We start from the raw sequence: 11,872 nt of genomic DNA, 5'->3' as shown, positions 1-11,872 counted from the left end.
TATATGTTTACAGAAAGAAAAGGTGGAGAAAAGGATGAAGTGGTTAGAAAAATATATTAATGATGTAAGAGCAAGTAAGGCCAATGCTGTAAAATTTAGCTTGATAGTTGCAGCTATGATGTTTATGACCTTCTTTATTTATAACAAAATAGGAGGACAAGCAACTAATGATAGCATTATTATTGCAGGAATGATAGCGGTTATATTCTTTGTTATATGGTATGTATTTTCAATTAGTTTAGTAAAAAAAGAGGATAGGGCTGCAGAAAAGGTATCCCAAGCAAAGAAGAAGGAAATAGAAGAGAGAAGAGAAAGATTAGCATCAGGTAAGAGAGTAAATAATAAGAAAAAGAAGAAGAATAGGGTAGGAAAATAAAGATAAGAAAAGTTGTATAAATTAAAAAAGGCTATTGATAATTTTAAAAATTATTGATAGCCTTTTAATTTTAAATAAATATTGCAGTTACCCATTCATTAGTTTGGTACTTTTCAATCATTTTATAGCCATGATTTTGAATCATTTCTTGTATTTTATCAAAACTCCATTCAACTAAACCAGAAACTAATAATTTACCATTTTTTCTTAAGTGTTTTTTTATAAAGTTCATAAACATATGAGTTTCCTCACCACCAATATTTATGTATATCCAATCAAAGCTTCCCTCAATCTCTACTTCACCAGATAAAGCATCACCAACAACTGCAGTTATTGTATTAATATTATTTAAAGAGGCATTAAGTTCTACTTCTTCTTTAACATCTCTTATATCTAAAGCAACAACTTCTGAAGCACCTTTTATAGCTGTAGCTAGAGAAAGGATTCCTGAACCAGTTCCTATATCTAAAACTCTTAATCCTGAATAATCCTTTTCTAAAATTATTTTTAATAAATCTTGGGTTGTTTCGTGTAGACCTGTTCCAAAGGCACCTTGGGAGATAAAGTTAATTTTATTTTTATCCTCAACTTCTTCATCAGGTGATGCAAGAACCCAGTTTTCATCAATATGTATAGCAGGGATAGAGAAATCATTATAGTCATAATTCTCTTCATAGACATCACAAGGTTCCTCATTAATTAAAGAGGAGACTTTTTCTTTAAAAGATTCAAGCTCTTCTTTTTCACCATCGAAAGCAACCTTTAAAGTTATAATTTCATCCTCTTTTTCAATAAATCCATATCCATTTTCATCTGTTGTTATTTCTAATGGACTTTCATAGAAGGCATTAAAGATATCATTAACTTGAAGTATTTCAATTTTTTCATCAACTTGGTTTAAGGGCATATTAAAACAAATAATAAACATTATAGTACTCCTTTCAAACTGAAACTAATAATATATTATTATATACTTAAATTTATGTAAAGTTATATAAGGAGGACAGTTTTTGTTTTATGGAAGATTCTATGATAATATTGAGGTAGAAAGTTCATAATGAAAGGGTGTTAAAAATTGAAGAAGATAGTAATTTTAGATGGAATAACATTAGGAAATGTTGATTATGATAAGTTAAAAGAATTTGGAGAGGTAACTTATTATGACAAGACAGAAACAAAGGATGTAGAGGAGAGAATAAAGGAAGCTACTATAGTTTTAACTAATAAAGTGGTTTTAAATAAAGATAATTTAAAGAATGCTGATAAAATTGAACTAATATGTGAAATGGCAACAGGATTTAATAATATAGATATAGAGTATGCTAAAGAGAGAGGAATTGCTGTAACTAATGTAGCTGGATATTCAACGCCAACTGTAGCTCAACATACATTTGCAACCCTTTTACATTTATATGATAAGATTTCTTATTATGATAACTTTGTTAAAACTGGAGCCTATGCAGCATCAGGATTATTTACTAATCTTGATAAGCCTTATAATGATATTGAGGGGAAAAAGTGGGGAATAGTAGGCCTTGGTGCCATAGGTAGAAAGGTTGCTAAAATAGCTGATGCCTTTGGAGCAGAAGTAGTTTATTATTCAACTTCAGGTAAGAATAATAATTCTGATTATAAAAGAGTAGAGCTTGAAGAATTACTTAGAGAATGTGACATTATATCTGTTCATGCTCCATTAAATGAAAAAACTCAAGGCTTATTTAATTATGAAAACTTTACTAAGATGAAGAAAAATGCTGTTCTAGTAAATATGGGAAGAGGTCCTATAGTTATTGATGAAGACCTAGCTAGAGCCATAGATGAAGAGTTAATAGGTGGAGCTGCTCTTGATGTATTTACTGTAGAGCCAATGAAAGTAGATAACCCATTATTAACAGTTAAGAACAAGGATAGGTTAGTTCTTACACCACATATTGCTTGGGCAAGTATAGAAGCAAGAGATAGACTATTTGCAGATTTAATAGAGAATATCCATGCATTTTATAGAGGAGAGGAAAGAAATAGATTGGATAAGTAAAATTTAATTCAAATAAAGAAAGGGTTGGAAGTTTGTGTGACCTGAATATAAGAAGAGCAACAGTAAAAGATGCTTTTGAAATAGGAAAACTAATTTATTCTACGGAAAATAATCCTGAGTTGGAATGGGGAGCGGGAAGTAAAGAAGAACTAATGACTCGTCTTGTTTCAATGATAGAGCGGGAAAATAATAGATTTAGCTATCAAAATATATGGGTGATGGATGTAGATAAGATTTTTGCAGGAATTACTCTTGCATTAGAAGGAGATAAACTTAAAAAATCTACATTTAAAGCAGATAAAGTTTTAATAACTATGCAAAATGGATTAAGGAACAAGGTTAAATTCCTGTTTTTAACAATTAGGTATGTTTTAGATAGTGAATGTAAGAAGAATGAATTTTATATTTCAAATATAGCAATAAAAAATGAGTTTAGAGGAAAAGGACTAGCTAAAATCTTTTTGGATGGAATATACAAAGAAGCAAAGCTAAGAGGATTTACAAAGATATCTTTAAGAGCTAATAATCCAAAGTTAGTTAAGTATTATGAAAGTTTAGGATATAATCTTGAGAAAAATAGTAGTGATAAGATGATAAAAGTCCTAGATGCTAAGTTACTGTAAGATCCAAGTATGAAATATGGGGATACCTGATGTATGCTAAATTAAATACTATATACTTAAAAATAATATAATATAAGAACAAAGACTCTCATATTTCTTGAAAGGCTACTTCTAGCAGAGCTAGTAGACCTGAAAAGGCATATGAGAGTCTTTGCTTTAGGCTATATAAAATCTATGGGTTAGCATAGGATGGATAGCCCTAATTATATCCTTGGAACTAGTCATTTAAAACATATTCTTCAATAGCTTTAATAACACCGTATTCTTTATTGCTCTTAGCAATAAAGTTACCATATTGCTTCATATCTTCATTAGCATTCTCCATAACAAAACTATAATGAGCTTTTTTTAACATTTCGACATCATTATAAAAATCACCGAATACCATTGTTTCTTCCTTAGAAATATTTTGGTCCTTTTGTATTTTCTCAAGGGCAGCACCCTTATTTACATCTTTATTCATTATGTCTACCCAGACTTCACCTGAAACTACAACCATAAGGTCATCCCCATATATAGGTTCTAAGTGCTTATATGAATTAGTTGAAGGGTTAGATAAATCACATATAGTTATTTTGAAAATATCATCTGAGACATATAGTAAGTTATTTACAATATGCTTCTTTATGTAATATTTATCAATTTCATCAGTAAAATCTGAAGAACAAGGAAGATGGTATGCACCTTCCATACCACATAATATTATTTGGATATTAGGGATATCAGCGCAATATTTAATAATAGAATGTACAGTATCTTTATTTATAATGCTTATATCTGATACAGTGCCATTTTCTACAATGAATGCTCCATTATCACAGATATAATAAAGATCTTCAGAAATAGGTTTGAAGTTCTCGAAAAGGGTAGGATATGGTCTGCCACTAGCTACTACAAATTTAACTCCCTTTTCATTAAGCTTTTCTAAAGTGTTAAAAAAGTTTTTAGGTAGTTTACCCTTTTCGTCTAGTAAAGTTCCATCCATATCAGTTGCAATTAACTTAATCATTTCATACACCTTCTTAATTAGATATCATTTGTTTGAGATTATTATACTATAAAAATAGGGAAGGATAAAATTAAAATATTGATATGGAGGATATTCTAAATTATAATAGAAAGAATAATAATTATTAATTAGAGTGAATTAATAAGAAATGATGCAAAGCCAAGGAGAGGATAAAGTACTATGAATACTGAAAGAAATAAAGAAATCTTTACTAGCATTGAAAAGAAATTAAAGATGGAGTTAATAGGTCAAGAAGAGTTTGCACATAAGTTATGTGATTATTTTGAGGGGAAATTATCTAAGGGGGAGAAAGGAATATTGCTACTGGCTGGTAGTAGGGATACCTTTAAAAAAGCAAGTATTAGATCTCTTTTTTCTAAGCTTAATGAAGAGAAGTTGGTAGAAAGAGGAGAAGTGGATGAAATTGATTTATCTACATACAACTTTAATTTAGGATATAATTCTTTTTTAACTGATTTATATGAAAAATTAAATAGTAGTTCAGAGGTAGTTATATTCAAAAATACAGAAAAAGCAAGTGAGGAAATTTTAAATCTACTATCAAGTATACATCCCAATACCTGTGTGCTTTTAAATAATGATTATGTTGTGAAAAATAAGTTCTTAATTGAGGCTGATGATACGGATCAAGATAAGATTAATAAATTAATATGTCACAATAAGTTCTTTATCTTCGTATATAACAGTGAAAGCAGAGAAAATATTGAGGATTTATTCCCTAATAAGGATAAAACAATATATACAAAAAGTCTTACAAAGGAAGAAAGAAGAGTAGTATTTAAGACAGAGGTATTAAAAGATATAAATAGAGTGGAAGAATCCTTAAAGGTAAATGTATTAGTTGAAGAAGATGATGAGAATGAATCAAATAATGAAATTGGGTTAAGTACATATTTACAAGATAATTTTAAGGAAGAAAAGGGATTTGGTGTTTCTGAGTATGTATCTTATAAGCTATATAAACCAATGGTGAACCTAATTAGGACGGAAGCTATAGGAGAAGGAAGCCATATTCAGTTATATATAAATGATAATGAAATATATTGTAAGGCAAATAATGAGATTTTTAAACTTAATGATTACTCTGTACCAACTCTTGAAGAAGCAAGGTATAAATTAGATTCAATTATAGGTATGAAGGATTTAAAGGACTTTATAGTAAATGTTCAAAATAACTATAAGGTTCAAAAAATAAGAGAAAGACTAGGTCTTAAAACATCACAAATATCTATGAATATGATTTTTGCAGGTAATGCAGGTACAGGAAAAACAAATGCAGCAAGAGTTACTTTTGAGTATTTAAATGCCTTAGGAATATTATCAAGGGGGGTATTTGTAGAGGTTAGTAAGGCAGACTTCGTTACAGAGAATAGTAGCGATACAGCAAAAAGAACTATAGATATAATAAACTCAGCTATTGGTGGTGTTTTATTTATAGATGAAGCTTATTCCTTATGTGAAAGTGAAGATGATAAGATAGGTAAGGAAATAGTTGATGCACTCCTTAAAGGGATAGAAGATAATAGAGATGATTTAATAGTAATATTAGCTGGATATGAAAAGGATATGGAAAAATTCTTAAGCTTTAACCAAGGTCTTAAGTCAAGATTTCCTAATACAATTCACTTCTTAGATTATAATCCTATAGAAATGTATGAAATTGCTGTAAATATAGCAAAATCAAAGGGTTATAGAATAGATAGTAATGTTAAATCAGGACTTATAGATCTGTTCACAAGAAACCAGCTTACAGGTAAAAATGATTTAGGTAATGCTAGATTTGTAAGGAATATAGTAGAGAATGCTATTATGGATGCATCTAAAAAGTATTTAACAAATAGCAAGAGGGAAATAGATTTATTACAGAGGGATAACTTTAACTTTAAGGTTAATGCTAAATTTGATTTAGAGGAAAAGTTAAGTGAAATTATAGGACTTGAGGATGTAAAGAAGCTTATTAGAAGCCAATATAAATTAATAGTAGCTCAAGAAAAGAGGAAATCAGTAGGGGTAACTACTAAGATAGAGCAAAATCTGAATATGGTATTTGCAGGTAATCCAGGCACAGGTAAAACAAGTATTGCTAGATTAGTAGCAGAAATGTTAAATAGTATGGGCTTACTTAAAATTGGGCAATTAGTTGAAACTGATAGATCTAGCTTTGTATCTGAAGTACCTGGTGAAACTTCAAAGAAAACGGAAGAGAAGTTTAAGGAAGCTATTGGAGGAATATTATTTATAGATGAGGCTTATACCCTTGCAAATGACTCTTTAGGTAGGGAAGCAATAGAAACTTTACTTAAACTAATTGAAGATTATTCAAGTGATGTAATAGTAATATTAGCTGGTTATGAGAAAGAAATGGAGGATTTCTTTGATGTTAATATAGGTTTAAGATCAAGATTCCCATTATGGACTAATTTTGAAGATTATAATCCTAATGAACTATTAGAAATGTCAATAAGATTAGTTGAGCAAAAGGGATTCAAATTATCTAAAAATGCATATGTTGCATTAAAGAAGAGTTTTGTAGATATCTATGAAAATTCAGATGCACAGTCTGGTAATGGTAGAATGGTTAGAAACTATGTTGAGAATCTAATTAGAAACCAAAGTATAAGAATATCCGAAGAAGATATTAGTGTATATGAAATGAATCTAATAACTGCAAAAGATATTGAAAAGATAAATGTAGCTGAATATGATAATGAATTTGATTTAGAAAGTAAATTAAAAGCAGTAGTGGGAAATGAGAAATCAAAGGAATTTTTAAGAAATCAATATAAGCTAATGAAAGTTAAGGAAAAGAGAAAGAGGCTAGGTTCCTTTGGAGATTTAAATAGATATATGAATATTGTTTTTACTGGGGAAATTGGAACTGGTAAAAAGACAGTCTTAAATATATATTCAGAGATGCTTTATAGTATGGGAATAGTAAAGGCTAAGAATATTTTAGAACTAGATAAGCTTGAAATAATGTCTATGATGAATAAGGGGTTAAAGCTGGAGGATATATTTAATAAGTTCTTAGGCAAGGTTTTATTGATAGATAAGAGTGATTTATTCTTAGAGGAAGAAAATTGTAATGAGATTATTACAGAGTTAATAAAGTTTATAGATAATAATAGAAATAAAACTATAATTGTTTTATCTGGTGAAAAGGAAGGTATGAAAAAGCTAGTATTATCTAATCAAGGGTTAAATTATAGATTCCCTACATGGGTAGATTTTGAGAATTATAATGAAGCAGAAAAGGTGAATATTGCATTAAATATATTAAAATCAAAGGGATATTCATTAACGCCAGATGGAAAAGAGGAGTTAATCAATTCTATAGGAGAAATGCATAGAGAAAAGGATCTTACTCTTAAGAATGGATTAATGATAAAACAATATTTAGATAATTTAGTAAGAGTTCATAGTATAAGAATTTGTGGTGATAAACTATTACAAGAGGAGATTAATATTATCAATGAAAGAGATGTAATAATAGCTAAGGAAGAATTCTTAAAGAAAAATAAAGCTACATGGAAGATTTCTGAAGATAAAGTAAGTTATAATAAAAACCCTATTGTTGATATTCCAGTTGCAAGTACATCAATAGTTGATGAATTATTAAAACTTAAGTCTTTACTTGATTCAGGGATAGTAACAGAAGAAGAGTTTGAAAAAATAAAGAAAAGAATAATTGGGTAGTTTTATAAAGAAAGCTGATAAATATTATTAATTTATCATAATATAACAAAGAATGTTGACAGTAAGTTCCTAATATAGTAATATTATTTATAAGTTAATATAAGGAAAAGCTGAGATTGAGAGTAGTAAGAAGTATGAGGTTTATTAGAGAGTAGGGGAATGGTGAAAGCCCGCAAATAATCGCTTTTGAACTTGCTCATGAGCAATAGGACTTAAAAGGTCTTATCGGTAAATAGCCGTTATTTTAATTAAGTACAATTTTTATTGGATGGTACCGCGTAAATCGCTCCAAAATGTGAGTGATTTACGCGGTTTTTTATTATAATCAGTAAATATGAAGAGGTGAAGGAAAATGGGGTTAAGTCAGTAGAAAATAAGATATTATTTATAGTTAAGCTCTACGGGGTTATAGAATGGCTGTGAATTCATTAAAAAGAGCATTAAAACTATAAAATTAATTATCTAAGGGGGCTATTAAATGTTAAATTATAAAAAGTATAAAAGATTTGAAACAATAAATTTAAAGGAAAGAACTTGGCCAAATAATTCAATCACAAAGGCACCAATGTGGTGTTCAGTTGATTTAAGAGATGGAAATCAAGCATTGGTCAATCCAATGACTGTGGAAGAAAAAATTGAGATGTTTAATCTATTAGTTGAGCTTGGTTTTAAAGAAATAGAGGTAGGTTTTCCATCAGCATCACAAATTGAGTATGATTTCTTAAGAATTTTAGTTGAAAAAGATTTAATACCTGAGGATGTAGTGGTACAAGTACTTACTCAAGCTAGACCACATCTTATTAAGAGATCCTTTGAAGCATTACAGGGAGTAAAGAAAGCAGTTGTTCATATTTATAACTCAACTTCGATTCTTCAAAGAGATGTTGTATTTAATATGAGTAAGGATGAAATAAAAAACATTGCTATAGAAGGTACAAAGCTAGTAAAGGAATATGTTAAAGATTTTTCAGGAGATATTATACTTGAATATTCTCCAGAAAGCTTTACAGGAACTGAATTAGACTATGCTCTTGAAATATGTGAGGCAGTATGTGAAACTTGGGGAGCTTCTAAGGAGAAAAAGGTTATTATAAATATACCAACTACAGTTGAAGTAGATACACCTAATGTATTTGCGGATCAAATTGAGTGGTTGAGTAAGAATTTTAAGAATAGAGAAAGTATTATATTAAGTATACATCCTCACAATGATAGGGGAACAGGAGTGGCTACTGCAGAGCTAGCTTTACTTGCAGGGGCTGATAGAGTAGAGGGAACTTTATTTGGTAATGGTGAAAGAACAGGAAATGTAGATATATTAAATATAGCTTATAATATGTTTTCTCAAGGGGTTAATCCAGAATTAGATCTTGAAGATATACAAAAGATAACAGATGTATATGAAAGATGCTGTAAGATTCCAGTTCATGTAAGACATCCATATGCAGGTGAATTAGTATTTACAGCATTCTCCGGATCACATCAAGATGCAATTAACAAGGGAATGGCTAAGTACAGAGAAAGAGAAGGACAATATTGGGAAGTTCCATATTTACCAATTGATCCAAGTGACTTAGGTAAAGAGTATGAAGCTTTAGTTAGAATTAATAGCCAATCAGGAAAGGGTGGAATAGCCTTTGTAATGGATAAATATTATGGGTATAAGATGCCTAAGGCTATGCATAAAGAATTTGCAGATGTTATCCAAAAGATATCTGAAAAGACAGGAGAGGTTGCACCACAGCTTATTATGGATAAATTTACTGAGGAATACCTTGATAGGAAATATCCATTTGAACTTATAAAATGTATTGTTACTGAAGCACCAGAAGACAATCATCCTCATAATAACACCAAAATTTCTGTTAAGTTCTTATATAAGGGTGAAGAAAAGAATATTGTTGCAGTAGGTAATGGACCAATTAACTCTTTGAAGAATGCTCTTATAAAATCTGCATTAGTTGAAACAACGATCTTAGATTATGCCGAACATTCATTAGGTAAGGGATCGGAAGCTAAAGCAGCAGCCTATGTAAATATGAAGAGAACAGATAATGGAGAAGAAACCTTTGGAGTGGGAGTAGATAGTAATATAACATTAGCATCTATAAAAGCTGTATTTAGTGCTATTAATAGATTATATAGGTAGTTTTTAATTTGTAATTTAAAATTAAGAGTGGAATTCTAAAAGAATTACCAGAAAAAGATGATTGATGAAAGTACTTAGGAGTTTCATCAATCATTTTTTCATTTTCAATTGTTATAGGCATTTATTTATAGTTTTACACTGTAAATAAAATCATAAATATAAGTGGAAAACTATGATAATTCTATTAAATTTGAATGGTGATGTTTACTACTGGAGGTCATTAGTTCATATATTGTAAACAAATTTCACGAAAATGTTGCATTATTAAAGAAGTACGTATATAATAATAACATAAATTAATAACGTTCGGATGAAGGTAGTGGGAGAGAGATATTTAATATATCCACCGAAGAGGGAAATCTTTCAGGTATTAGGACCGCTACTGGACGAGCCTCTGGAGAGACTCTAGAAGAGCACCGAAGGAGCAAGGTTTAAGTATTATTACTTAGATTGAAACTCTCAGGTAAAAGGACAGGGGATATGATTGTATCTTTTTTTACTATATAAAAAATTATAAAATTTAGATGCAATTCGTAATCTCCTCCGGAAAATTAACATTTTAAGGGGGACTTTTTTTATGGACTTACAAGAAATTTTACAAAGGATTAGTGATTTTATTTGGGGACCGCCACTACTGATTTTATTAGTTGGTACTGGTGTATACTTAACAATAAGATTAAAATTACTACAAATATTAAAACTACCATTAGCACTAAAATATGTTTTTGGTAAAGATGAAGAAGAAAATGATGATAGTGCAGAGGGTGATGTATCAAGTTTTGGTGCATTATGTACAGCCTTATCAGCAACAATTGGGACAGGTAACATAGTAGGTGTTGCAACAGCAGTAAAAACAGGGGGACCTGGTGCTTTATTTTGGATGTGGATAGCAGCTTTCTTTGGGATGGCAACAAAATATGCTGAAGGGGTACTTGCTATAAAATATAGAGAAGTAGATGAAAATGGGCAAATGGCTGGAGGACCAATGTATTACATACAAAATGGTCTTGGGTTAAAGTGGTTAGCAAAAATTTTTGCTGTACTAGGTGTTGGAGTTGCCTTCTTTGGGATAGGTACATTTGGACAGGTTAAATCTATTGCAGATGCAGCAGAAATATCATTTAATGTACCACTAGTAGTAACAGCAGTTGTTGTTACTGCTCTAGTTGCACTAGTAACATTAGGTGGTATACAAAGAATTTCTAAGGTATCAGAAAAGGTAGTACCAATAATGGCAGCATTATATATCTTAGGAGCTGTAGTTCTTCTAATATGTAATTATGAAGCAATACCAGCAGCTGTATCATTAATTATTAGAAGTGCATTTAATCCACAAGCAGCTTTAGGGGGTGCTTTAGGTATTACAGTGCAAATAGCTATGCAAAGAGGGATTGGTAGGGGAGTATTTTCTAATGAAGCAGGTCTTGGAAGTGCACCAATAGCGGCTGCAGCAGCTAAGACAAAATCTCCTGTAAGACAGGGGCTAATTTCAATGACTGGTACATTCTTTGATACTATAATAATTTGTACTATGACAGGTATAGCTATTGTAATTACAGGGACATTTAATAGTGGACTTGAAGGAGCAGCATTAACTACAGCAGCCTTTGAGACTGGACTACCTTTTGCAGTTGTAGGTAAATATATAGTAAATATAGGTCTAATATTCTTTGCCTTTACTACAATATTAGGATGGAACTATTATGGAGAAAGATGTATGGAGTATTTATTGGGGATAAAAGCGATAATACCATATAGGTTGATATTTATTGGGCTAGTAGCTGTAGGACCATTCTTACCACTTGATTTAATATTCATAATAGCAGATATAGTTAATGGATTAATGGCTTTACCTAACTTAATAGGTCTTATAGGTTTAAGAAAGGTAATAATTAGTGAAACAGAAGAGTTTTTTGGAAAGCTTAAAGAGGAAAAAGCTCTACTTTCATCATAAACAGGAAAA

Annotated in this window: 8 protein-coding genes and 2 riboswitches; of the genes, 6 read left to right on the top strand and 2 right to left on the bottom strand. The window is 30.3% G+C overall.

Features of this window, described 5'->3' with window-relative positions; translation table 11 throughout:
• The first annotated feature begins 34 nt into the window (after positions 1-34).
• Complete coding sequence (locus ACSYT2_RS10965) at positions 35-376, top strand: hypothetical protein (protein WP_430855256.1); 342 nt, start codon at positions 35-37, stop codon at positions 374-376.
• A 70-nt stretch (positions 377-446) separates the two neighbouring features.
• Here the strand turns inward: ACSYT2_RS10965 and ACSYT2_RS10960 are convergent, their stop codons facing one another.
• Positions 447-1,304: a 50S ribosomal protein L11 methyltransferase gene (locus ACSYT2_RS10960; RefSeq protein ID WP_430855255.1), complete on the bottom strand. Its 858-nt coding sequence runs from the start codon at positions 1,302-1,304 to the stop codon at positions 447-449.
• 147 nt (positions 1,305-1,451) lie between these two features.
• Between ACSYT2_RS10960 and ACSYT2_RS10955 the strand changes: the two genes are divergently transcribed.
• Entirely contained in the window at positions 1,452-2,411 is a 960-nt protein-coding gene (locus ACSYT2_RS10955; RefSeq protein ID WP_430855254.1) for a D-2-hydroxyacid dehydrogenase, read from the top strand.
• Positions 2,412-2,443: 32 nt separating this feature from the next.
• On the top strand, positions 2,444-3,034 hold the full coding sequence (locus ACSYT2_RS10950) for a GNAT family N-acetyltransferase (protein WP_438384773.1): 591 nt from the start codon (positions 2,444-2,446) through the stop codon (positions 3,032-3,034).
• Between the two features lie 217 nt (positions 3,035-3,251).
• Here the strand turns inward: ACSYT2_RS10950 and ACSYT2_RS10945 are convergent, their stop codons facing one another.
• Positions 3,252-4,043 (bottom strand): HAD family hydrolase, encoded by a 792-nt coding sequence (locus tag ACSYT2_RS10945; protein ID WP_438384772.1) that lies wholly within the window; start codon positions 4,041-4,043, stop codon positions 3,252-3,254.
• Positions 4,044-4,223: 180 nt separating this feature from the next.
• Here ACSYT2_RS10945 and ACSYT2_RS10940 point away from each other — a divergent pair, with 180 nt between their 5' ends.
• From ACSYT2_RS10940 to ACSYT2_RS10930, 3 genes are all read left to right on the top strand, one after another.
• Complete coding sequence (locus ACSYT2_RS10940; RefSeq protein WP_438384771.1) at positions 4,224-7,760, top strand: AAA family ATPase; 3,537 nt, start codon at positions 4,224-4,226, stop codon at positions 7,758-7,760.
• A gap of 478 nt (positions 7,761-8,238) precedes the next feature.
• Positions 8,239-9,909, top strand: a complete 1,671-nt coding sequence (leuA, locus tag ACSYT2_RS10935) for a 2-isopropylmalate synthase (protein WP_438384770.1) — start codon at positions 8,239-8,241, stop codon at positions 9,907-9,909.
• Between the two features lie 310 nt (positions 9,910-10,219).
• Positions 10,220-10,298, top strand: a riboswitch (glycine riboswitch).
• Between the two features lie 2 nt (positions 10,299-10,300).
• A riboswitch (glycine riboswitch) is annotated at positions 10,301-10,387 on the top strand.
• 99 nt (positions 10,388-10,486) lie between these two features.
• The gene (locus ACSYT2_RS10930) at positions 10,487-11,863 is read left to right on the top strand and encodes an alanine/glycine:cation symporter family protein (RefSeq protein WP_430855249.1); all 1,377 of its coding nucleotides are present in this window, start codon (positions 10,487-10,489) and stop codon (positions 11,861-11,863) included.
• Positions 11,864-11,872 lie beyond the last annotated feature (9 nt).

Source organism: Clostridium zhoujianii (assembly GCF_051590805.1).
GTDB lineage: Bacteria > Bacillota > Clostridia > Clostridiales > Clostridiaceae > Clostridium.
This window is presented reverse-complemented; position numbering and strand designations above follow the sequence as displayed.

Bases quoted from the DNA above. Each gene is read 5' to 3' on its own strand.
- ACSYT2_RS10965 (WP_430855256.1), top strand. From the start codon at position 35: ATGAAGTGGTTAGAAAAATATATTAATGATGTAAGAGCAAGTAAGGCC.
- ACSYT2_RS10960 (WP_430855255.1), bottom strand. From the start codon at position 1,304: ATGTTTATTATTTGTTTTAATATGCCCTTAAACCAAGTTGATGAAAAA.
- ACSYT2_RS10945 (WP_438384772.1), bottom strand. From the start codon at position 4,043: ATGATTAAGTTAATTGCAACTGATATGGATGGAACTTTACTAGACGAA.
- ACSYT2_RS10940 (WP_438384771.1), top strand. From the start codon at position 4,224: ATGAATACTGAAAGAAATAAAGAAATCTTTACTAGCATTGAAAAGAAA.
- leuA (WP_438384770.1), top strand. From the start codon at position 8,239: ATGTTAAATTATAAAAAGTATAAAAGATTTGAAACAATAAATTTAAAG.
- ACSYT2_RS10930 (WP_430855249.1), top strand. From the start codon at position 10,487: ATGGACTTACAAGAAATTTTACAAAGGATTAGTGATTTTATTTGGGGA.